Origin of the sequence: Cohnella phaseoli (genome assembly GCF_003386235.1) — a bacterium.
GTDB lineage: Bacteria > Bacillota > Bacilli > Paenibacillales > Paenibacillaceae > Cohnella > Cohnella phaseoli.
In genome coordinates, this window is sequence record NZ_QRDZ01000028.1 from 11310 (window position 1) to 34433 (window position 23124).

General features: G+C 51.8%; 20 protein-coding genes. 8 read left to right on the forward strand and 12 right to left on the reverse strand.

The window, feature by feature from the left end; all coding sequences use genetic code 11:
- Nucleotides 1-53 precede the first annotated feature (53 nt).
- The 7 genes from DFP98_RS27925 to DFP98_RS27955 all read right to left on the reverse strand — a co-directional run bounded on the left by DFP98_RS27925 (nucleotide 54) and on the right by DFP98_RS27955 (nucleotide 9316).
- A complete protein-coding gene (locus tag DFP98_RS27925) occupies nucleotides 54-1130 on the reverse strand; it encodes a peptidyl-prolyl cis-trans isomerase (RefSeq protein ID WP_116063930.1) in 1077 nt (358 codons plus the stop codon).
- The gene (locus DFP98_RS27930; RefSeq protein WP_116063931.1) at nucleotides 1115-2389 is read right to left on the reverse strand and encodes a Gfo/Idh/MocA family protein; all 1275 of its coding nucleotides are present in this window, start codon (nucleotides 2387-2389) and stop codon (nucleotides 1115-1117) included. Before DFP98_RS27930 ends, DFP98_RS27925 begins: the two co-directional genes overlap by 16 nt.
- A gap of 32 nt (nucleotides 2390-2421) precedes the next feature.
- A complete protein-coding gene (locus tag DFP98_RS27935; RefSeq protein ID WP_116063932.1) occupies nucleotides 2422-3312 on the reverse strand; it encodes a carbohydrate ABC transporter permease in 891 nt (296 codons plus the stop codon).
- Nucleotides 3313-3378: 66 nt separating this feature from the next.
- The gene (locus DFP98_RS27940) at nucleotides 3379-4233 is read right to left on the reverse strand and encodes an ABC transporter permease (protein WP_371822882.1); all 855 of its coding nucleotides are present in this window, start codon (nucleotides 4231-4233) and stop codon (nucleotides 3379-3381) included.
- A 117-nt stretch (nucleotides 4234-4350) separates the two neighbouring features.
- Nucleotides 4351-6111: an extracellular solute-binding protein gene (locus DFP98_RS27945; protein ID WP_116063934.1), complete on the reverse strand. Its 1761-nt coding sequence runs from the start codon at nucleotides 6109-6111 to the stop codon at nucleotides 4351-4353.
- Nucleotides 6112-6226: 115 nt separating this feature from the next.
- The gene (locus DFP98_RS27950) at nucleotides 6227-7570 is read right to left on the reverse strand and encodes a response regulator transcription factor (RefSeq protein WP_116063935.1); all 1344 of its coding nucleotides are present in this window, start codon (nucleotides 7568-7570) and stop codon (nucleotides 6227-6229) included.
- Between the two features lie 6 nt (nucleotides 7571-7576).
- A complete protein-coding gene (locus tag DFP98_RS27955; RefSeq protein WP_116063936.1) occupies nucleotides 7577-9316 on the reverse strand; it encodes a sensor histidine kinase in 1740 nt (579 codons plus the stop codon).
- Nucleotides 9317-9515: 199 nt separating this feature from the next.
- On the opposite strand from DFP98_RS27955, the gene DFP98_RS27960 reads away from it, so the two are divergent.
- Complete coding sequence (locus tag DFP98_RS27960) at nucleotides 9516-10577, forward strand: LacI family DNA-binding transcriptional regulator (protein WP_281275167.1); 1062 nt, start codon at nucleotides 9516-9518, stop codon at nucleotides 10575-10577.
- Nucleotides 10578-10813: 236 nt separating this feature from the next.
- On the opposite strand, the gene DFP98_RS27965 is transcribed toward DFP98_RS27960, so the two are convergent.
- Nucleotides 10814-12958, reverse strand: a complete 2145-nt coding sequence (locus DFP98_RS27965) for a DUF6259 domain-containing protein (RefSeq protein WP_116063937.1) — start codon at nucleotides 12956-12958, stop codon at nucleotides 10814-10816.
- Between the two features lie 392 nt (nucleotides 12959-13350).
- On the opposite strand from DFP98_RS27965, the gene DFP98_RS27970 reads away from it, so the two are divergent.
- From DFP98_RS27970 to DFP98_RS27985, 4 genes are all read left to right on the forward strand, one after another.
- The gene (locus DFP98_RS27970; protein ID WP_116063938.1) at nucleotides 13351-14670 is read left to right on the forward strand and encodes an ABC transporter substrate-binding protein; all 1320 of its coding nucleotides are present in this window, start codon (nucleotides 13351-13353) and stop codon (nucleotides 14668-14670) included.
- Between the two features lie 72 nt (nucleotides 14671-14742).
- Entirely contained in the window at nucleotides 14743-15651 is a 909-nt protein-coding gene (locus DFP98_RS27975; protein ID WP_116063939.1) for a carbohydrate ABC transporter permease, read from the forward strand.
- 9 nt (nucleotides 15652-15660) lie between these two features.
- Entirely contained in the window at nucleotides 15661-16506 is an 846-nt protein-coding gene (locus DFP98_RS27980) for a carbohydrate ABC transporter permease (protein ID WP_246016800.1), read from the forward strand.
- Nucleotides 16507-16553: 47 nt separating this feature from the next.
- Nucleotides 16554-17636 carry a glycoside hydrolase family 172 protein gene (locus DFP98_RS27985; RefSeq protein WP_116063940.1) on the forward strand — a complete coding sequence of 361 codons (1083 nt, stop codon included), beginning with the start codon at nucleotides 16554-16556 and terminating at the stop codon, nucleotides 17634-17636.
- Between the two features lie 332 nt (nucleotides 17637-17968).
- Here the strand turns inward: DFP98_RS27985 and DFP98_RS27990 are convergent, their stop codons facing one another.
- Together DFP98_RS27990 and DFP98_RS27995 are read right to left on the reverse strand one after the other, a co-directional pair.
- Nucleotides 17969-18439 carry a hypothetical protein gene (locus DFP98_RS27990; RefSeq protein WP_116063941.1) on the reverse strand — a complete coding sequence of 157 codons (471 nt, stop codon included), beginning with the start codon at nucleotides 18437-18439 and terminating at the stop codon, nucleotides 17969-17971.
- 15 nt (nucleotides 18440-18454) lie between these two features.
- Nucleotides 18455-20341, reverse strand: a complete 1887-nt coding sequence (locus DFP98_RS27995; RefSeq protein WP_116063942.1) for a peptidoglycan-binding domain-containing protein — start codon at nucleotides 20339-20341, stop codon at nucleotides 18455-18457.
- 20 nt (nucleotides 20342-20361) lie between these two features.
- Between DFP98_RS27995 and DFP98_RS40055 the strand changes: the two genes are divergently transcribed.
- The 3 genes from DFP98_RS40055 to DFP98_RS38750 are packed head-to-tail and all read left to right on the forward strand — an operon-like array spanning nucleotide 20362 to nucleotide 21266.
- Nucleotides 20362-20562: a hypothetical protein gene (locus tag DFP98_RS40055; protein WP_181917986.1), complete on the forward strand. Its 201-nt coding sequence runs from the start codon at nucleotides 20362-20364 to the stop codon at nucleotides 20560-20562.
- Between the two features lie 18 nt (nucleotides 20563-20580).
- Complete coding sequence (locus DFP98_RS39265; protein WP_181917987.1) at nucleotides 20581-20748, forward strand: hypothetical protein; 168 nt, start codon at nucleotides 20581-20583, stop codon at nucleotides 20746-20748.
- Nucleotides 20709-21266 carry a hypothetical protein gene (locus DFP98_RS38750; protein WP_147310287.1) on the forward strand — a complete coding sequence of 186 codons (558 nt, stop codon included), beginning with the start codon at nucleotides 20709-20711 and terminating at the stop codon, nucleotides 21264-21266. Before DFP98_RS39265 ends, DFP98_RS38750 begins: the two co-directional genes overlap by 40 nt.
- A 27-nt stretch (nucleotides 21267-21293) precedes the next feature.
- Here DFP98_RS38750 and DFP98_RS28010 read toward each other — a convergent pair whose 3' ends face one another.
- Nucleotides 21294-22124, reverse strand: a complete 831-nt coding sequence (locus DFP98_RS28010; protein ID WP_116063945.1) for a 2OG-Fe(II) oxygenase — start codon at nucleotides 22122-22124, stop codon at nucleotides 21294-21296.
- A 203-nt stretch (nucleotides 22125-22327) separates the two neighbouring features.
- Nucleotides 22328-22831 carry a YwhD family protein gene (locus DFP98_RS28015; protein ID WP_116063946.1) on the reverse strand — a complete coding sequence of 168 codons (504 nt, stop codon included), beginning with the start codon at nucleotides 22829-22831 and terminating at the stop codon, nucleotides 22328-22330.
- Nucleotides 22832-23124 lie beyond the last annotated feature (293 nt).

A 23124-nucleotide genomic window follows, 5' to 3' on the forward strand; every position in this document is an offset into this window, starting at 1 on the left:
GCTCCAACCGGGCCCTTGGTTAAAGCGCTTACAACAAGCGATGCAGGAACGGCTTACCTCCACAAGATTTCATCATTCGCTTCATTTATAATGACCTCGGCGGCGGACACCCGATTTTGGACGTAATCCGCGTACCTGGAATTCGCATAATCCATCAACACCTGCTCCTTGATCTCCGCAAAGTCGGCGAACTCAGAGCCCTTCCCTTGCTCAACCAGACGCTGCAGCACATACAAACGTCCGTTTTCTTCGATGACGCCGCTAATTTCTCCGGGAGCCAGATGACTCGCAGCTTGGGCGACGGGACTCCGCAAATTCATTCTGATATTGCCCTCGTTGACGCTTCGCTCCTCCAGCCGCACCTCGGCCCCCAGTCTGTCCGCAATTCCCGCGAAATCGGTTCCGGCGACGGCCAAAGCCAAAGCTTCGTCCATACGCTCCTGGGCCTGTCGTTTAAGCGTCTCGTCCGTCTCCTGATTCGCGTTCAGGAAAGCGACAGACAGTTGGCTGAACTTCACTGCTTCTCGCACCGCATACAGCTCTATCTTATTTGCCTCGTAAAACTGCCGCAGCACCCGTTCGTCCGGCTTCCACTCTCGCTCCAGCAATCGGCTCTTGACTTCCCGGATTGCATTGCTCATCGCATATTCCAAATAAACCTCTTCGCTATAGCGAACAGGACCGTATACGACCTTGCCTTCGGCGACAGCCTCCTGCCTTCTCCGGTTTTCCAGCTCCAGCTCCCGCAGGAATCCGGAATAGCTAATGTCTGTCAGAATGCCTTGCTCCTGCGCAATCTTCTGCGTCACTTTGAGCTTCACGCTGTCTTCCAAAGCTAATCTGCGGATAGCCTCGGAGGGAGTCTCCCCTCCGTAGGCCGTCGTCCAGAACTCCGTCGTCTGTTCGGCGCCATATTTGACGTAATACTCGTCTACCACGCGTGACTTGTTCGCCCGCAGAGCGCGTTCGAACTCGCCCCTGTGTACGGGCGCTCCGTCCACCCATGCAACGATCTTGCCTTCTTCCGACGGTCTGTCCCATGCGTGAGCAGCCGCCATCGCAATTCCGGATGCCGCAATCAGCACGGCGATTCCTCCCCATAACGGCCGACGAATCACCCTGCGGAGCATGACCGCAGCCCTCGCACGAACTCCGCCAACTCCAAAGTCTTCCCGGCTACCCGGGATTGCTCCGCCGCAAACGCGATCATATGGCTTTGTACCGAACGATCGGCCGACGTTAAGCCCTGCTGACCGCCATCCGCCTGCACCAGCCGCAGAAAATCGCGCATTAAGCCCCAGTCTCCGCCGCCATGACCGACATGGCCGCCGCGATCCTCGAAGACGATTCGCTCCGTTTTGCCGCTGCCGAAATGCAAAATTTCGATCTCGTTCTTCTCCATCGCTCCGCGAATTTCCCCCTTCGTCCCCATCAGCTTGATCGTACGGCTAATCTCTCTCGTAAACGCGCTCATCGTGAACGCCACCGTAACGGCATTGTCAAACTCGAGATTCACCACCTGATGATCGACGACATCGTTATCGCAGCGATACACGCATCGACCGTAAGGCCCTTCCTGCAACGCTTTGTATCGGGCTTCATAGCTGATATCGTCGCTGATCGCCGAAGTCGGCCAGTCGGTATTGTCCGTCAGGTACAGCTTAGGCGCGTAATAGAGACACTCTTCGGAGGCCGGACAACCGTCCAGACACCGCAGAGGCGCTCCTTCCGGCGCATTCTCGGACGTAAAGTGAGCCAGGGAGCCGAAGGAGGATACCCGCGTGCAGTCCGCCCCGGCCAGCCATAGCAGGATGTCCAGATCGTGACAGCTTTTGGCCAGAATCATCGGACTGGATTCGTCCTTGCGCCGCCAATTGCCGCGCACGAAGCTGTGCGCCTGATGCCAATAGCCGACGTTCTCGTTGTGCGTAATGGACATCAGCTTCCCGATCTTTCCTTGATCAAGCAGCCCTTTAATCGTGGAGAAAAAGTTCGTGTACCGCAGCACATGACAGATGGAGAATACGCGATTCATTCGAGCGGCCATGTCGCCCATCGCGAGGCATTCCTCGGGGCTGGACGACATCGGCTTCTCCAGCAGTACGTGATAGCCTGCTTCAAGCGCCTTCATTGTAGGCTCGAAATGCTGCTGATCCTGCGTGCAAATCATCACGGCATCGGCCAGCTTCGGCCCGGCAAACAGCTCGTCCCAATGCGCGAAGACCCGGTCCTCCGGCAGTCGGTGACGCTCCCGGAACGCCTCTCTCCGCGCGGCCGTTGGCTCCGCCACCGCCGCGATCTGCATCTCGTACGGATTTTGCAGCGCATACTCCGCGTAGTTAAAGCCCCGTTGTCCCGCTCCGATCAAAGCCACCGTTATTTTCTTCATCCCCGAGCTCCTCCCCATTGCGGACCGTCCGTTTATTCTTTAACGCTGCCGACCGTCATGCCGCGAACAAAGTATTTCTGCAGGAACGGATAAACAAGCATAATCGGCAGCGCGCCCATAAAGATCTGCGCCGTTTTCAGCGTTTTCTCGCTGAGATTTTCCAGCACCTTAAGCTGCTCTACGGATACCGAGGTCATCATGGAATTCATGGACATGATCAGAGTGGACAAGTACGTCTGCAGCGGATACTTATCCGGCGAGTTCAAGTAGAGAATGCCGTCGAACCAGGAATTCCAGTGCCCGACAATCGTGAACAAGCCGATGGTCGCGATCGAAGGCAGCGATACGGGAAGGAAAACCCTCCATAGAATGGTCCAATGTCCCGCTCCGTCGATCGTCGCCGCTTCCTCCAGCTCCTTCGGAATCGACCGGAAGAAGTTCAGCATCAGGATAACGTTCCATACGCTCAGCGCTCCGGGAAGAATCAGCGCCCAGATCGAATCGATCAGGCCGGTATTTTTGACAACCATAAAGGTTGGAATCAGCCCCCCGCCGAAGAACATCGTGACGGCAAAGAACCAGACGTACACCGTTCTGGAACCGAACTGCTCGTTCGATTTGGCCAGAGGATAGGCGGTCAGAAACACGAGCAGCATGTTGACGACCGTCCCGAGAGCGACTCGCTCCAGAGAAACCCATAACGCACGGAAAAATTCAACCTTTTCCCCCAAATAGATATAAGCGTCCCAAGAAAAGCCGACCGGCCATAGCTTGACCTCTCCCGCCATTGCCGCCGTATTCGAGCTTAAGGAAATCGACAGCAAGTGCAGAAACGGAACAATGCCGAGCAGGGTGACTCCGGTCAAAAACAACGCGTTAAATGTAGTAAACAGCTTTCTGCTCAATGAGATCTGGCCTCGCATAGCCGACTCACCTCCATACTGATGTTGTGGACTATCGTGATCAAAATTGGGCTTTTGGGCCTTCATCTAGAAGATTCGGTAGTTGTTGTATTTGTAGGCTGCATAGTAGGTTACCGAAACTAGCGCAAGCGAAATGACGGACTTGAACAGACCGACAGCCGCAGCAGGACCGAATTGCTGACTGAAAATACCCAAGCGATAAACGAATGTATCGATAATGTCCGAGCCTTCGTAAACGGTCGGATTATACATAATCAAAATTTGTTCAAAGCCGGCGTTCAATACGCCTCCAAGTCCCAATACGGCAAGCACAATGATCATCGGCGCTATGCCCGGCAGCGTAATATGGATCATCTGCTTCCATTTCCCCGCGCCATCCACCTCGGCCGCCTCGTACAGCGTGGCGTTAATGCCGGTAATGGCGGCGAGCATGATGATCATGTTGTAGCCCATGCCCTTCCATACATCCGAACCGATAATAATCGTTCTGAACCAACTGTTGTCGAGCATAAACATAATCGGTTCCAAGCCTAGCGACGATACTAGCGCGTTCACCGGGCCGTTCAAGGAAAACAGCTCGATCACAACGCCGCCAAGCACGGTCCACGACAGGAAAAACGGCAGGAAAACCGCAGATTGCACAAATCGCGAAAACCAGCTTTTCGTTACCTCGTTAAGCAGCAATGCCAGAACTAGAGGAACAAGCAGAAACAAAATCATTTTGCAGACCGCGATCAGCACTGTATTCCACAGCACTTGATTAAAGTCCGGAAGCTGAAACACGTATTTGAAGTTGTCGAGACCGATAAACTTCGACTTAAAGAAACCGGACAGCGGCTCGAACTCCTGGAAAGCCATAACCAGACCCGCCATCGGGCCGTAAGCGTAGATGATCGTAAAGAAGACTCCCGGCCACAGCATGAAATGCAACGGAAAATTTCTTTTTAGCTTTTTCACAGATGCCCCTCCGTTCTCTCCTATTGAAAAGCGGGAGGTTCGGTCGATTGTCCGACTCCGCCTCCCGCCTCCTCGTGCGGTTTATTTCACTGCTTGCGTATCGTACCATGCGTTAACTTCTTCGATAATCTTGTCGCCGCCGAGCGATTTCCAGCTGGCCACGAACTTATCGAACTCGTCAAGCGATGCGCCCATGATGATCTTCGTGAACGACTCCTGCATCAGCTTGTCGAGCTGACCGCCCTTGCTGACGATCGTCTCCGTAGGCAGACCGTAGAATTCGTTGTTGACGAATTGATTGCTTTCCTTGACCTTCTTCGTTGTGCCCCAGCCTCCGTCTTTAGCTGCGCGGCTGTAATATTGTCCCCAACTGATGCCCAGGGATTGACGGGAAGTATCTTTGGCCAAGTATTCCTTCGTCGCGCGGAAGACGGAGTCGACGTTGCTGAAGTTCTCGTCTTCCAGCGTAATCTCGGTTTGACCCGCATCCAGCGCCTTGTTGACCTCTGTATAGATGTTGTCGATATCGGCCGGGTTATAGATCCGCGGATTAAACCAGTTGTAGACGTAGCCTTTGGCAGCCTTCTCGTCGTCCTTGTACTTCTTGTAGCCCATCTCGATGTAGAAGTTCAGCATTTTGATGGCGGCTTCAGGATGCTTCATATCTTTGCTCACCGCGAACACTTTGCCGGCGCGAAGCTTCGGCACAAGCGATTTGCCCGGTCCGTCCAGACCCGGAATTTGCAGCGCGATCCATTCCGCCTTCGGATCCTTATCCATGTGGGAGTTAAGCGGCCAGTTCGGGTACCACCATTCTCCGTAAGAGATGCCCACCTTGCCTCCAACGATATCCTCGACAGCTTTGTTTTCGTCCTTCAGCGCAAACTCCTTGTTAATAATGCCGCGCTTATACCACGATTGCAGCATTTCCAATCCGGCTTTCATTTCCGGCTGAATCAGGCCGGGAGCCAGTTTGCCGTCGCTGCCCTTGATCCAGGCGGACTGCTTGTCGCCAACGGACGGATACGCTCCGAAGCCGTTGAAGAAACCTCTAAGATCGAAGCCCCAGAAAAACAATTCCTTCTGGAGAGAGACGCCGTAAGTATCATTCTTGTTATTGCGGTCCGGGTCTTGCGTAACGAATGCTTCGGCAACCTTGTCAAGCTCTGCCATCGTAGTCGGAGGCTGCATGCCCAGCGTGTCGAGCCAGTCTTTGCGAATCCACAGCAACTGCGTGGAGAGGAACGGGTCCTCGAAAGCCGGAATCGCCAGCTGCTTGCCGTCGGAGCTGAACGTCTTCATGGCGAAGCCGCCGTCCGACTCCATATACTTCCGCAGATCCGGGGAGGCGTATTGCTCGTACGCTTCCGTCAAATCTCCCAGCATGTTTTGGTTTTTCAGCTTCTCGAAGTTTTTCTGGTCGAGTTCCATGATGTCCGGCAGATCTCCCGATGCGAGAGCTAACGAGAACTTCTGCTCGTACTGGTTGTTCGGCACCATCCATTTGAACTTCACTTCGATGTTCGTCATTTCTTTCAAGTCTACGAGATATTTGTTCTGATCAGGCGTCATTCCGGAAGGCGTTCTTGGATCTTCCGGCGGATTGTAGCCGATCACCTCGGTCACCGTCACCGTCTCCGGATATTTGCCGAGCGGCTCGGGCTTGGTTGTCTCCGCGCTCGCTTCGCCGCTTTCCGAGGAAGCCGAAGGGGCTACGGACGCCGATGAGGACGGGGACGAAGACGCTCCTTCTTTGTTGCCGTCTTTGCTCGAACATGCCGCTGTCACGGAAAGCACAAGGGACAACGAGACGATTACACTCCAGGATTTATGCCATTTCATTTGCAAGCTTCCCCCTATATGATCGTTTGCCTGTCTTAGGAGCTCCTTGAATTCATTATAGGCCTCGCGGGAAAACGCTCGCAATTTTGAATCGTTTACAATCGTTTCAGATTTTTTACCTATGCGAATTTCGATACTGCATCGGAGACATTCCCGTCATCTTTTTGAAAAAGGTCGTGAAGTAAGAGTTGGAATCGAAACCGGTGCGTACGGCAATGTCGTTGAGCTTTAAAGAAGTATTCAGCATCAGGTCGATGGCTGCGTTTAATCGGATCGATTGAATGTAATCGAGCAAATTGCGGCCCGTCGCCTGCTTGTAGTATCGGGAAAGATAGGACGGGTTAAAATGAACCTCGCCCGCGATCGTCGTCAGCGACAAGTCGCCGCTCAGATTGTCCTGCACATACCGGTGGACCTGCTCGATCAGCCAGCCCCTCTGCTCCTCCGGCTCTTTGTCCTCGCCCGACCCCATGCCTTCCCAGAGAAGCGCCCCCGCTTTGCCGAAATCGATAATGGCTAGCGGATGGCCGAGTCGAGCACGGTCGCGAATGCCCGCAAGCATCGCTTCCAGCCGTGAATGCGCCGTCTCCCAGCTTTCGGCTACGTTGCCGGAAATGCCGAATATGACGGAGGTGTCCAAAGCCGCTTCGCATTCGTTCTGCACCTGCTCCAGTATGCCCTTCAAATACGCAACGACTCCTTCGCCGGCATCCCCGCCTCCAACAGTGTCGCCGAATCTGGCCGACAGCTCCGCGTCCGGCTGCAGCAGCCATACCTGAGCTTCCTCCTCGCAGATCGTCTGCTCGCAGGCGAGCGACGTCGGAAGCAGCTGTCCGAAAATGCGCTGCACCGCCTGCAGCGTCTTGCGCTTGGGCGGCTCGGCGCGTTCGACCCACCCGGCGACAAGATACGCCGGGCGATCCGCGGAAATGGTAAAGCTCAGGTCGGCGTAACGCTCGTCGGCTATAAGCGAGGGAAGCGGCTCTCCCTTCAGCAGCTCCGTCATCATTTCCTGCTTCAAATACGGCTCCGCCAGGTGCAAATGAAGCTGCGCCCTTTCCTGCTCCAGCCGCTGCCGGTTCTCCTCCTCCAGCTTGCGGATCGCCTGCTTGACAGCCTCGAAGATCGGGTCCATGCCTTCCGTTTTCAGAATATAGTTGTCTACATTTTTGCGCAGCGCTTGGTAGACGTATTCGAACTCGCTGTAGCCGGTCAGGAAAATAATCCGGCAAGTCGGCCAGTAATAAATGATGTCGTCGACCAGTTGCAGGCCGGTTTTGCCCGGCATGCGTATATCGCTGACCAGGATGTCCAGCTTCGTTCTCTTGGCGATTTCCAGCGCTTCGGCGGCAGAGTAGGCTTTGCACAGATCCAGCTCAAACTCCGGATTGCCTTGGAATAATTGCATTAATCCGTTTACGATAATCGGCTCGTCGTCTACGATCAACATCCGATACATAATCGTTTAATCCCCTTTTCCGCTCAATTTGATGACCAACTCGGCCCTTAATCCACCGTAAGAGCTGCGAGACAGGAACAGCCCGCTGCCTGCGCCGTATTTAAGCTCCAGACGGTTATGCACGTTAATCAGGCCTGTCGTCTCTTTCTGTCCGGATTTTCTGACCAAGCGATCCTGCAACTGCTCCAACCCCTCGTCCGTCAGCAATCCACCGTTATCCTCCACAATGATCTTTACGCATTCGTCCTCGTGCGCAACTCCGATCAACACCATTCCGTCGTCCGCCCCGTCTTCGAAGGCATGATCGAATACATTCTCCACAATAGGCTGAATGATGAGTCTCGGAACGTGAACGCCCTTTAACGAATCCGGAATCTCCTCGTAATCGTAGGAAATACGGTTGGAAAACCGGATGCACTGGATTTCGCAATAATCGAGAGCGTGCCGATACTCCTTCTCCAACAGCACCTCGTCCGAGCCGCTCCTCGTAATGTATTGATAATAGCTCCCAAGCCTTTGGGACAGTTCCGCTGCGCTCTCGGCGTCGTTAACCTTGCACAGCATGTAGATATTGAAGAAGCTATTATACAGAAAATGCGGATTGATCTGCGATTGGAGCTGCTTCAGCTCCGAGCGCTGCAGGGCAATCTTCTTCTCGTAGTTGTCCTCGATCGAACGCTTGAGACGGGTTACCATGCGGTTGAAGCTCTGGAACAGATAGTGGAATTCGTCCTTGGTCTTGGATTCGATGACCAGGTTCAAATTGTCCGTCTCGATCATTCGAAAAGCTTTAACCAGATTGGACAGCGGCCGGTGAATCATCACGTTGATCGAAAAAGCATACAGTACCAGCACAAGCGCGACGATGCCGAACAAAATATAAAACGACAGGTTGAATTGACTAAGAGGCCGCGTCAATTCGTTCTCGTTCACGTACATCGTCAGCGACAGCTTTAACGAACTGACCGGCTGATGCGTGATGAAATATCTCGTGCCGTCCACCTTGCGTACTTCGGGGCTGTCGTCTCCGACGACGGGCTCGCCCGGGATCAACAGGGGCTCCAGCTCGTCGGGCCGGTCGTCCTGCGCCGTAGACAGCACGCTGCCCAATTCGGGGCTGCCTAGAAACACTACCGATTCCCGGTACAGGAACGCAATCTCGCGCAGCTCCTCGGCCAGCTTCGTTTTGGAAATTTCGATATAAGACCAGATTCCCGCGTTGTTCTCGGTTTCGATAAAGAAAAGCCGCTCGCCCGCTTGATAAAAGGACGGCTTGGGCGATTGCTTCAGCAACTGGGAGATCAGCTCGTACTCGGGATTTGGAACATTCGTTATGCCGCTTGCGCCCGAGATCGTTTTGCCGATGGATTCTACATACACCCCTGCATTGACGACGTATTCGCTCGTGCCCGCAATCGGCATCAAGCTGGCTCTCACCTGCTCGATCAGCTCGACCTCCTCGTACTCGCCCAGCTTGCCTCCACGGAAGCTTAGCTTCTGAAGCTCCTGTTCGTTTAACAAGCGCAGCTGCTGGTTGCGAACGAAATACATCTCCTTGTCCAACTGCTTGGCGTAGAAGGCTGCGCTCGCGGTGGCGGAATCCAAAATCGTATTTTTCGAAAAGGACATCCCCCTGTAATTGATCCATATGTTCAAAATAATTAGAGGAACCATGAACACGATAAAAATGATGACGATCTTCTGATATACGTAAATTTTGGCTTTTCCGCTTACCCGCAGCTTCATAGCGCACCTCCGAATGTACTATTCATACCACAGGTGAAGAGTTTTTGAAAAGCGGAGGCAGGACCGATTCCGCTCTTCGTTAGTTTGTATTTTGCGTCATCGGAGATCCGATTAGACGTTAGAGTCAAGTTTGGATATACTATTACTTACAAGAGGAATTTACCGATAAAGTTCGGGGGCGTTATCCATTAAGAAGCGTGTGACACTCACTGATATAGCGAAGGTTGCCGGGGTTTCGAAGATGACCGTATCGTTAGCCTTGCGGGCGGATTCATCCATTAGCGCAGCCATGCAGCAGAAAATCAGGCAAATTGCAGCAGAACTCGACTATACGCCGAACCATATGGCCAAAGGTCTGATTCACGGAAAGTCGTACAATCTGACCATTATGATCGGCGGATTCCTGCACGACGATTACCAGCACCAATTTGTCAAAGGCGTTATTCCCTATGCCTTAAAGCGGGGATATATCGTGTCTATGGTACCGTTGGAACGCGATTTGGAGCTGGAACGAGCAATGATAGAGAAGTTTACTCGCATGCAGACGGAAGGCTTTCTCATTTTTCATTGCGGCGAGCCCTCAACCTATGCCGCCCTTCAGAAGCAAGGCGTGCCGTTCGTGCTGTACACCAAATATTTCGAAACTCTGGACAGCGACTACGTCGTGTGCGACGACTACAACGGCGCGTACGCCATGACGGAATATTTGATCGATCTGGGGCACAAGGACATCGCTTTCGTCTACGACAGCTATCTGGAGCAATCGTCCGAGGTCAAAGAACGCAGAATGGGGTATATTCAAGCGCTTCGCGACCGGGAGCTTCCTTACAAGGAAAACAATCTGATCTCCTTCAATCTGTTCTCTTCCAACGAATTTGTCGCGTCCGAGATTCTGGAGAACAACCGGACGTTTATCGACATTCTGACAGGTCCGAATCGCCCGACAGCCTTGTTCGCCTGCAACGACATTCTGGCCTCCTTCATCTACATTGCAGTCAAGAGACTCGGGCTGACCATCCCCGACGATATCTCCGTCGTCGGTTATGAAGGCGTCTATCTGGGCTCCGTGATCGACCCTCCGTTAACGACGGTAGCCACTCCGATTCAGGAGATGGGCAGAAAGGCATGTCAAGTCTTGCTGGACAAAATAGAAGGAATCCTACCACAATCGGAATATGTGAAAATCCGCCTTAAGCCCGAGTTGGTTATCCGGGAATCCGCTGCGGCATTGACGGATTCATCGCGCAACAGTAGCAAATGAATACGATAAGGGACTGTCCCATAAGCGCTACAAGTTGCTGTGAAAGATAATCGATACGAAATGTAAAAAGGGGTATGTACCTCCTTCCGATGCTATACGCTCCCGAAATCTGAATGGGGAAACCCGTGACAAGGTGATTTCAGGAGCGTATGAGGCTTCTACAGGAGGTACATACCCCTTCTTTTTTTATCGATCATCTTAAGCTGCTTGGCTTATGGGACAGCCCCTTTCACTTGTCAGAACGATATCTTAAGAGCTTTTACATCATTCGCCGGAATCGTGATCGTCAAGGATACAGAGTTGGCGCCCGTCGTGTAGGCAACGGCGGCTCCGCCTTCGATGTTGACGACCGAGCCCACCGTACTGCCCGCCAGTCCGAGCTTGGCGTAATCCAACGTCACGGTGACCGTCTGGGAGACAGAGCTTAAATTACGCAGTTGAATGCCCAGCCTGTCCTGATTTTCACCTACAATTGTTGTCCCCTTGATATTTGAGTTAGACAGCGATAGTCCCCGCTCGTCTTTGTACGTACCGTAAAAATAAATGGTCGGCTCGCTCTTGTAAATATCGGTATAGCGCGGGAACACATTCGCATTCGGCGTCACCGTGTCGACAAGCAGCGGATTGCCCATCGTGAACGCCCAAGCGTATTCGTCGAGACTGCCCTTGGCTTTGCCTGCCGTCGGCAATCCGAGAAACTTCGCCGGAATGGTATAACGCGTCACCTGAGGAGCCTGCTGCGGGACGTATCCGAGGCTTCTGCCCCACATCATTCCGTTCAAATCTACAAAATAACTGTAGTAATCGCTTACCCCCTCCATCGCAAACACATAATTCGTATTCGTGCCGTGGCTGCTGAAATCCCAATGGATCGCATCCATCATTTCCTTGTATCCCTCCGAGAAGGAGGTAGCTGGCGAAGAATGGCCTGCTGCGGAATTGTAATCCAGTACAGCGTCCATCTCCGCCATCTGATCCCACCAGATGCCGTCTGCGCCAATATCGCGCAAGAAGTTGGCTCGATCCTTCAATTGGTTAATCCATGCCGAGGAATGGGGCGACATCGCATAAAAGCTTCTTCCATTCCCGTAGCTCTCAGGGAAATAGGTGCCGTCCACCTTCTGCAAATTCGATACGCCGGCATTGCTGGCGTACCAGTCGCTGCCGATATCCGCGATGTGATTGTTAATGTAGAAGAAGATGTTGTCCCCGTTGGCATGAATGTCGGCGACCGCATCCTCTAGTCCGGTATCCCCGCCGGCCGCCGACAGGGTGTAATAATCGGGATAATAGCTGTCAAAGCCGTCGACATGCCATCCCGTTACCTCCAGATTATGAATGCCCTTGGAATCGACATTCTGAATATAACCGGGCAAATCGCTGTAATTCAGGTTAATCGAACCGTTATACGCTTTGACATTGCCCATATACCATGCGTCCAGCTCCATGGCTTTGGTCGGCTTGCCCTTCTCCCATTGAGCGGTATTGATCAGCCAATCCCGATAGCGATCGGCGCCCCAATACCAGCCGCCTTCGCTCGCTACGCCAATGTCGACCTGCGGAGAAATATAGCTGTCGTTCGTCTCGGCGAACGGCCATACGGTGGCGGACATCTGTCTGGGCGAGCCGGCCGAAGGGTCTAATCCGGCATCGTAGCCGAAGCGGAACTCCTTATAGGCAGCGGTCGTGTCAAGCACCGCATAATATAAGCCCTCATTGTTATTGTACAGATTCATCCACTGCATAGAAGCAGGGACGGGATATTGCATCATGCGCAGGAACGTGCCGGGATTGCTGAAAATCTCCCCTTCTTTATAGGGCCACATTAGCGACTCTCCGGAAAGCGCTTGCACTCCAGTGAGCTGAGGAGTGACTACCGCCGTGACGGTGGAGTTCGGTTCGTTGTTGACCACCTCCGTTGTCCAATGCGAAACAGGATCGTTGTCGTAGACGGTAACGTGCTGAATAACGGATATGTTTTTTCCGCCGACCCCGTGGAAGGCCAGATCGACTCGTATGCCGTTAGTTAAAGTGGTAGCGTTAACGCTGCTGAGATCGGCGTCGCGTCCCTTGAACATCGTTCCCAGCGAGGCGTTCCACTTGTTGGCCGTCGTCGTATTCGCGAATAACGTCCAGTTGCCGGCCAACGCACCGCCCAAATGCTGCGTACCGCTAGTTTTGTTCTTAAGTCCGATCAGCGTACCGTTTGTTGTTTTCCATTTTAATTCGATTAACGTGTTGGACAATGTTATTGTTCCGCCGCTGTTGGAATAGACAGTGCTGACAGCAGCAGAAGCCATCTTCGGCATCTGGAAACTCGACAAAAGCAAAACGGTCATTACCATAACGAGGAAAGTCGCCCGAATTGGGGTGTTGGTCAATGTAATTCCTCCTCAATTAATTTTACCGGTAAAGATGTATTTAAAATACTACAAACAATTCCGCTGAACAATCCTTTTTTCCTTAATTTTCATATCGATTTTTGAAGATTTTTCAAAGAAAAAGGGATTGTAATCGCTAACATGCTGTGATAGTATAGGTTTACCGGTAAAGTAAAATTGATTTTTACTTAAAGAATGGAGGGGGTGCTCAGGGCGTGTTTTCATACTCCGAGGACAGCAGATATGGCCGAATTTTCGTTCCATGCAAGTCAAGCAAAAGTGACGCAGCAGGGGAGGTTATAGATGCACCTGAGCGGGTTTGAAGACACCCCCTAGTCAAGTTTACGCTCATTATCGCTTGGTACAAATAAAAGGGAGGTACACCCATACCCATGAGAAAAACAACCATTTCGCTTTCCCTCATTTTATCGCTGCTTCTGACAACTGCGTGCGGCAATTCCAACGATTCCAAATCGCCGGCAGCGTCTTCGACAACAGGAAACAATACCTCGGAGACGAAAGAAGTGAACATCCGTTTCGCCTTCTGGGGAACTCCGGACGAGAAGCTCGTTCAGGAAAAAATAAAAGACGCGTTCGAAAAAGAGCACCCGAACATTAAAGTCACTCTCGATCATGTCAGTTCCGCCAATGACTTCCCGGCATCCGTCCTTACCCAGATCGCCGGCGGCAATGCCCCTGACGTTTTCTATATCGGCGAAGCGCTGGTCAGCAGCTTTGTCAAAAAAGACGTGCTGCTGGATATGCTTCCACTTGCCAAAGAGAACAATGTCGACTTCGACGACTTCTTCCCGGCGCTGCTTGATCCGATGGGCTATAACGACGGCCATATGTGGGCATTCCCTAAAGATGCGACGCCTTACATGATCTACTACAACAAAGAGCTGTTCGATAAAGCGAATGTCCCTTATCCGACCAATGAATGGACTTGGGACGACTTCGACAAGGCGGCCAAAGCGTTGACGTCGGAGGGCGACAGCAAATCGAAGCAGTACGGATTCGCGCAGGATTTGTGGTGGGGACCGCTGATGACATCGATCTACAAGAATGGCGGCAAGCTGCTTAGCGATGACGGTAAATCGATGATGCTCGACGATCCGAAAATCAGCGAAGCGCTGGACTGGTACAAGAGCTTGATGTATAAAGACGGCGGCGTGTCCCCGACACCGGACGGGTTGCAAGGGACAGGCATGAGCACCGTCGATATGTTCCTTGCCGGCAAAGCCGCTATGGTGTCCGGAGGCCGCTGGGTTTCTTATTCGCTGGAGCCGTTGGCCGGAAAATGGGGAGTCGTGCCGTTCCCGCAGAAGACGGAAAACTCCTCGCCGCTGCTTTTTGTCACACTGGCAATGCCTAAGAATACGGAGCATCCGAAGGAAGCGTTCGAGTTCATCAAGTTCTACGTCTCGCAAACGGCTCAGGAGATCAACTCTTCGACCGGTCTGGGCATGCCCGTGCTGAAGTCGGTAACGAACTCCGGGAAGTGGCTGCTTGAAGGAGAGCCGCAGGAGCATGTGCAAATCTTCTTCGATCAGTTGAGCAATGCCAAGAGTCTTCCGTTCCATCCTGTATGGTCCAAGACCATCGATGAGATTTTTATGCGGGAGATCGATCCGGCGCTTCGCAACCTGATCAGCGTTGAGGATGCTCTCGGCAGAGCGAAGACGGAAATCGACAAAGTCTTAAACCAATAGACAGGCAAGGAGTGGACTGGGGAGCGAACGATCCGTTCCCCAGTTGACGCTTTTAACGCAAAGGAGTCAGCCATGTCAAAATCAAAGGCTAATAATAAGAAGAAGAGTATGGCGGAATCTGCATACGGCTACTTATTTATCGCGCCCAACCTGCTCGGAATGCTGGTATTTGTAATTGTTCCGATCTTCACTTCTCTGCTGATGAGCTTCACCGATTGGGATTTGATCAATGCTCCCCGGTGGGTGGGCTTGAGTAATTTTACGGACAAGATGGTTCATGATCAGCAATTCTGGGTGTCTCTCAAAAACACATTCGTGTTTTCCTTATTGACCATTCCTCTTGGAATTGCTGCGGCTTTTGTTATCGCGTTGCTCCTGAACCAGTCGATCAAGGGAGTTAATCTCTATCGCGCCGCCATATTCCTGCCCGTCGGCATCTCCATGATCTCTATTTCGGTCATCTGGAGATGGATTTTGAACACTGATCTAGGCATTCTGAATTATGTGCTCAGCCTCGTGAATCTGCAAGGCGCAGGCTGGTTGTCCGATGAAAAATATGCCCTGTTCTCGGTGTCGGCCATCTCGATATGGAAAAGCGTGGGCTTCAATATGGTTATTCTGCTTGCAGGCTTGAAGGGGGTTCCCTCCCATCTGTATGAAGCCGCAACCATTGACGGAGCCGGCGCCTGGAGACGCATGACACGAATCACCCTGCCCTTGATCACGCCTTCTTTATTTTTCGTGTCGATCATGTCGGTCATCGGTTCCTTCCAAGTGTTCGACCTGATCTATTCCACAACAAGCGGCGGTCCCGGCGACTCCACGCGCGTAATCTATTACTGGGTTTATCAGAATGGGTTTAAGTTCTTTGAGATGGGATATGCCTCCGCTCTGGCTTGGGTCGTATTCATTATGTTGTTTGCAGTTACGCTGCTGCAGATGAAATTTTTCGGGAACAAAGTAAATTATGAGATGGACTAGGTGATAGATATGACCTCCTATACAATGAGCAATCGCGTGAAGCCGAAGTCGCTTCTCATTCATGCCGTTATGATCGTCTGTTGCATCCTGTTCATCTTTCCTTTTCTGTGGATGGCATTGACCTCGTTCAAGACTCCGCAGGAAATTTTCCAATGGCCGCCCCGTATGTTTCCTAAGGAATGGAGTTTCAGCAATTATCAAGAAGTATTGACGGCTGTGCCGCTGCTCCGAATGCTGCTCAACTCCTTATTTGTTGCGGTTGCTGTAACTGCAGGCACGCTGTTGTTCAGCTCGTTGGCCGCCTACTCATTCGCGCGGTTGCGCTTTAAGGGCAAGGATCTGCTGTTCAGCATGTATTTAGGCACGATGATGGTGCCTCTGATGGTGACCTTGATTCCGACGTTTGTGATTATGCGAAAGCTGGGAATGGTCGACACCTACTACGCGCTTATCGTTCCCGGTTTTTTCGGCAACGCCTTCGGAACCTTCTTGCTCCGCCAATTTTTCATGACCATACCGAGACAGCTTGACGAGGCGGCGCGGATAGACGGCTGCGGGTATTTCGGCATCTATTCGCGGATTCTGATGCCGTTAATGAAGCCGGCTCTCGCCTCTCTGTTCATCTTTACCTTCATGGGAGTATGGAATGATTTTCTGTGGCCGCTTGTCGTCATCCAGACGGAGAGCGTTAAAACGATCACGCTTGGCCTGGCTTCATTCCAAGGACTCTATACGACCAAGTACCACCTGCTAATGGCTGCTGCGATGATCTCTGTCCTTCCGGTTCTGGTCGCTTATATCAGCAGTCAGAGGTATTTTATAGAAGGAATCACTCTGACCGGTCTCAAGGGATGAGCTCAAGCACAACTGGACAACTATTAACATAATTAGGAGTGGGATTCTTGAATCTTTATAACGGACTAAATATGGGATTGGGCAATTTGGCGCGTCTGTCTGACGCTAAGACAAGATCGATCAGCCCCGAAAATTTTACTGGCGAGAAAGGCAAAGGAGGAATGGCGACGGAAGGAACGGGGGCGAACTGCGCGCGCGATCTGGGCATTGGCTGGAAAGTGTCTCCTTCCGTCGAGATCGAGCCTGGAGCTGTGTTTACAATGGGAGAAATTCAAGGGCCCGGCGCAATCCAGCATATGTGGATGACGTGCTTCCCGACATTCTGGAGAAATCTGATCTTCCGTATTTACTGGGACGGTGAAGAGGAAGCTTCCGTTGAAGTTCCGATCGGCGATTTCTTCTGCAATGGCTGGCAGGAGCGCAGCAATGTCAATTCATTGCCGATTGCGGTGAATCCGGCCGGGGGAATGAACAGCTATTGGCAGATGCCTTTTCGCCGCTCCGCCAAGTTGACGATGGAAAATAAATCTTCGGAGAAAGCCATACTGTACTATCAGATCGACTATACGTTGACGGACGTCCCGGAGGATGCGGCATATTTTCACGCCCAGTGGCGCCGCACGAACCCTGTGCCGTACAAGGATGTCTATACGATTATCGACGGCATCTCGGGCAAAGGCCATTATGTCGGAACCTATCTCGCCTGGCAGGTGAACAACACCGGCTGGTGGGGAGAAGGAGAAATCAAATTCTACATGGACGGAGACAAGGAATTCCCGACGATATGCGGAACGGGAACCGAGGATTACTTCGGAGGCGCATGGAATTGGGAGCAGCCGCAGGGCACGTACAGCACCTATTCCACCCCATACTTGGGAATGCACCAGGTAATTCGGCCGGACGGCTTGTATCGAAGCCAGACGCGCTTCGGCATGTACCGCTGGCATGTCATGGACCCGATTCGGTTCGAAAGCGACCTGCGGGTGACCATTCAAGACCTCGGATGGCGCTCCGGCGGGCGATACTTGCCGCAGCAAAGCGATATCGCTTCGACGGCCTTCTGGTATCAGTCAGAGCCGCATACTTCGTTCCCGGCGCTGCCGGACAATGATGAGCGGGAAGTCATTTAATTCAGCTTATGTTAATGCTCACGTACTTTGTCGGTGCCGCAGTCACCGTCAATGACGTGGGCTTTTGTGTGTCAGGCGCGTCATCAGCTTGAGTTGTCGCCCCCCAGAGTGAGAGGGGCTGCGATTGGGGGCATTCTGCGGCGGGTTGTCACGTAGACGACGTGGAGCGAGCGGCTATCGCCTTGCGGTAATTTTCCGGGGATAATCACTTGCTCTTCTAAGTTGGGTTTTTAAAAAAATAGGTTACATATGATATTAAATGAAAAATCCTTCGGCATTGGGCAGTCCGAATTTCGCCTTAATTCCCAATTCTTTTTGTAAATCATTTTATGTCAATAGAACTCATCGTTACAAAATTTCTCGTACCATCCATTTAAGGGAATATGCGCTCCGTTTACTATATCTAGAGCGTTTATTCTAAGAACAAACATCCCTCCTCTTTCGAAGATCTTGATTAATGGATCATATACACTCAAATACTTGTAAGCATCCGGATACTTTTCAGCATATTTAGCCAAATGTAAATAATACTCAATAGTATTTTTTATATATATATTTTCTCCTAAAAAATTGACAACTTCTGAGTTGCAATAATCTGAAATTTCAATTTCATCAGCGTCGCCAAGCAATCTTGCTATATCTGCAACTAGAGGTTTTATCGGTTTAACCCCTTCCTTCTTAAAAAAATTGGCTAATCTTCGCAAGAATTCACAAGCTAAATCAGCTTCTACTTTTGATGCACTGCTACCTACCAAATCCCAATTCACGCTATTAATTCTTACAATTGCTTCACTTAAATACACATTCTCACCTCAGTTTTAATAATCAATATCATTGTCTATATGTTTAATGTAATCTGAGCCAGAATCATATCCAGGGAATGGGTCTGTCGGATTTGGATCTGTTACATTTGCTTTATCATGTGCATTTTTTGAAGAATCGGGATCAAACCTTTTTGTATTTTGATTCCAAGTAGACTGATCCCTTAAAGGCATTCCTCCATCCATATATTCTTTTTCTTTAATCTCATGGTTTGCTAAATTCCTAAACCACTCTTTTTCCTTTTCCGTCAGTTCACCTTTCTGAGCCTTCTGCCACGCATATGCAATGTCTGGGTCAGCTTGAAAATATAATTCTTCGTACGGTTTTCCATCTACAGATAGCTGTTTTGTGTCTAAGAACAGATGCTTCTTCATCTTTAAGACCAGTTCTTCTGTCAAACCTGTATTCTTGGCTACTGTTGGAATATCTTCAATACCTTCTTTTCTTATATCAATATATTTCCTCTCAAGAAATGCCTGAAATCCATCCTCTGGTACGATGATATGTTTCTTCATTTCAAAAGGATCTGTTATAACCTTATTTTTACCCGCTCTCTCAATTACATCATCAACTTTATTGGCTGCATTTGCTCCAGTTACAGCCCCGCGCGTTCCTCCCGAAACTGCGCTATTCGCTAAAGCTGCGCCTCCAGCTGCAATACCTGCTAATCCTAGGCTATTCATCAAATGCTCTTTGGACAACGGATCTTCAGGGTTCAGCGCCCCCTTGACCGTATCCGGAAGCCCTACAAGCGCCCAGTTGAAAAAATCATAAGATGATTGATTCCATTTCGCTGCCCTCTCCTCTGCAGCTTTATAATTTCCCGATACGATCCCGGCACTTAGATAATCACCGAATGCACCTAGCGAGTCTAACCGGTGGGCCGCTCTGTCCTCTGCTGCCGCAGTAAGGTCTTGGCCGATTTCCACCAAGCTGTTCCACGCCTTATACAATGGATTAATCGCTGGGGCAGTTTCAGGCGCCGTCGGAGTACCGTATAGCGGCATTGGACCATAAACCTCATGACTTGCGTTAGATGCCTTCCCGTTACTTTCATTACTACGTTTCGCTTGTGCCAGCAACCTATCCCTTTCCTCAGAGAACTTCTTCTCATCGGTTTTGGTCAGAACCTGCGCGGGCCCAGGAATATCTCCTGCTTTCGCTTGTTTCGCGATATCAATAATCCTTTGCTGAGTTTCAGCGCTTTGTCCTTGTGCTGACAGTGCAGCTTGGAGCACATTTAACGTCTGATTTCCAACCACGCCATCCGCTTTCAACCCGTAATCTTTCTGAAACTGCGTGACGGCCGTTTGCGTTTGGGCACCGAATTTTCCATCTGTAGATACAGTATAACCCAGGTCTTTCAGTTTTTCCTGTACCGCACGCACTGAATTGCTCTCATCGCCGAAGTCGATCTTCTTGTTCGTTTCGGTAAGCGCAGCTTCGGCCTTCTTTGTTGCTTCTTGCATCGATGTTAACGCGGTTTGGCTTGCCTGATATCTCATCGTAGCTTCTAGCACACGCTGAGTATCTTTCCTCTCTGAGGGACTCAACGACGAAAGGTTATTCAAGACATTGACCACTTGTTGCGTTGGAGTTGGAGCTTGATTCTGTTTATGCAGATAGCTTTGATAAGCCTGCTGCCCCTGTGAAATAGCCACTTCCTTCGGTGTATTGCGCGTTACATTGTTGTCGCTTACTCGAATATCTATTGTGTTCTGGCCAGGTGATTTTGTTTGTAAGGCTTGCGGTATTGTTCCCGGCACTGCGATGATCATCGGCGCTGGTATTGGTGTTGGAGCAGGCACTGGCGTCGGCGCTGGCTTGGGTACCGGAGACGGAACCGGAGCAGGCGTCGGTGTAGGAGACGGCTTCGGCTGCATAGGTACAGGCGTTGTCCCCGGTGTTGGTACTGGCGTTGGTACTGGCGTTGGTGTTGGCGGCTTCGGCTGCAGGGCCGGCGGCAGCGTTCCCGACGGCGCTGACGTTGTGGGCGTCGGCGCTGGTATTGGTGTTGGAGCAGGCACTGGCGTCGGCGCTGGCTTGGGTACCGGAGACGGAACCGGAGCAGGCGTCGGTGTTGGTGACGGCTTCGGCTGCATAGGTACAGGCGTTGTCCCCGGTGTTGGTACTGGCGTCGGCGCTGGCGGCTTCGGCTGCAGAGCCGGCGGCAACGTTCCCGACGGCGCTGACGTTGTGGGCATCGGCGCTGGTATCGGTGTTGGAGCAGGCACTGGCGTCGGCGCTGGCTTGGGTACCGGAGACGGAACCGGAGCAGGCGTCGGTGTAGGAGACGGCTTCGGCTGCATAGGTACAGGCGTTGTCCCCGGTGTTGGTACTGGCGTCGGCGCTGGCGGCTTCGGCTGCAGAGCCGGCGGCAACGTTCCCGACGGCGCTGACGGCGTAGGCACCGGTGCTGGTTTGGGCGTTGGTACAGGCACCGGAGTCGGAGCTGGTTTTGGTGTTGGCGTAGGGGCTGGCTTGGGCGTCGGTGTAGGAGACGGCTTCGGCTGCAATGGTGCAGGCGTTGTCCCCGGCGCTGGTACTGGCGTAGGCGATGGCGGTTTAGGTTGCAAAGCCGGTGGCAGCGTTCCCGACGGCGCTGGTTTGGGCGTTGCTGCAGGCGCCGGCTTCGGTACCGGAGCCGGGGCTGGTTTTGGTGTAGGCGTCGGTGCCGGTTTGGGCGTTGGCGCAGGTGCCGGTTTCGGCGCGGGTGCCGGCGGCTTCGGCTGTAGAGCCGGCGGCAGCGTTCCCGACGGCATGGAAGAAATCCCTTTGACGGTCATACTTATTTCTACCTCCATCTAGATCATTAACTTGTTTCACAGGCTGCCGTTAACTGCTTGTATAGGCCCTCTGCCGCATCCACTTCGTAGCGATCCACTTCTCTCCCGCTTTCACCGGAGCTCCGCCATGCAGCGATAACCGATCTAACTGTCCGAGTTCATTGCCGTATTCAAAATACACAGCCGAGCCCTTGCGCGGTGCGACGCTCAAGCCGACCTCGGGAAATGTCGTTTCCCCACCGTCCCCTACATCGTTTAGATAGAGAACTAACGTGCTAACTCGCTGTCCTCCGCTGCCCAAATAATTGTCCAGTTCCGCCCCTTCAAAATAGTCAAAATGAGGCTTGTATTCAGCTCCGACTTGGTAATTCAGAATCTGCAGCCCCTCTCCGTTTTCCGCAGGACGACACATAATTTCGGAGATTCGTCTGTCCAGGCGGGAAATAAATGCATCCTCATTGACTTGAAAAAAGGTTCCCCAGCTCGTGCGTTCCTCCACGATCATGTCTTCACCCGTGCTGGGATTGACGGTCCGGGAACGTTCGAGCTTGTCTCGAGATAACGCGATTAAACGGTCGCACTCCTCGTCGGTAAGCACGTTGTCCATAACGATGATGAACGGCTTGTCCAAACGAGCCGAGATTCGAACCTTCTGGTCGGATGTTCGAATGGAATGACCTATATGCGCAAAATGAATCGTACCGTAGTCAAATGTCGAGCTTGTCGCTTTTTCCGACAGCTGTACTGCCGCTTCTGCAAAAGCCTGTTCAAAACCGCCTTCAACCATGGCTTCCACAACAGAATCCGGGGTGCATCCGTTCCCCAGATTGTGGCTAATCCACTGCATCCATTCCCCGTTCAGAACCTTTTGTTGGCCCATCGCCCCTAAACACTCCCTTTATTTAACTTTTATAAGGAATATCCTACCATTCAAGACCGAGGGCGAATAGGTATAATTTTACAAAAGAAGGGGATAAAAAATGATATAATCCGTTGTTCTTTTAAAACAAAAAATGGCGGTTCAGGGACATTCACACGTTCCTGAACTGCCATTTTTTATCTGTCCGATCTACAGCTGCATGCCTACACAAGCAAATCCTTCAACTCTTGAGGTGAATTGTTCCACCATTCTTCATTGTGCTCCGTTAGCAGCTTGCGAAGAGCCGCCTTCTCGTCCGGACCGATGTTGTCCAGCATGTACTTGCGCTTAAGCGCAGCGTCGAGCCGATTGACGTGATCGGGCAGCACCTTCCAGCCCTTCCGCGCCTCGGAATCGATCAGCATTTCGCACGAAGTTGCGCCCGCATAATACGAACCGCTCTCGTTGCGGTCGACAGCCACCCATACGATCCAGGCCGGACGGCCGTTCGGCACGAGGGACTTGTCGGGCGAAAATCTGATCCCCTTCTCGATCTTACTCTTGGCATGCATCGCGCCGACATCGATATACGCCACGCCCTCGTCGATCATGACGCAGGCGACCTGGCTCAGGTCGATCGATCCCGCGCCGAAGCCTTTATGTTGTTTATTGCTGACGACGTTAAGCGACAGCTTCTTCTTCTCCGTCGGTTGATTCGGATTATCCATGGTCAGCCTCCCGTAAATGCCGTTACATACGAAAAAACCGGGACCGAAACCCTCGAAAATTCGAGTCTCGCCCGCTTCTTATGCGACGTCTATTGACGCGAACGTTTGTTCCGTCTATTTTAGGTAATTCTGTACTCAACATCATAACAAAACGGAAAACATAAGTCTATTGTTTTTTACGAAAATGCGCCACAATAGGTAAAGCAAACGGAACGCCAGGGCGTGTCTGCATACTCCGAGGACAGCAGATATTGCCGAATTTTCGTTCCATGCAAGGAACTTTTGTGAAGGCG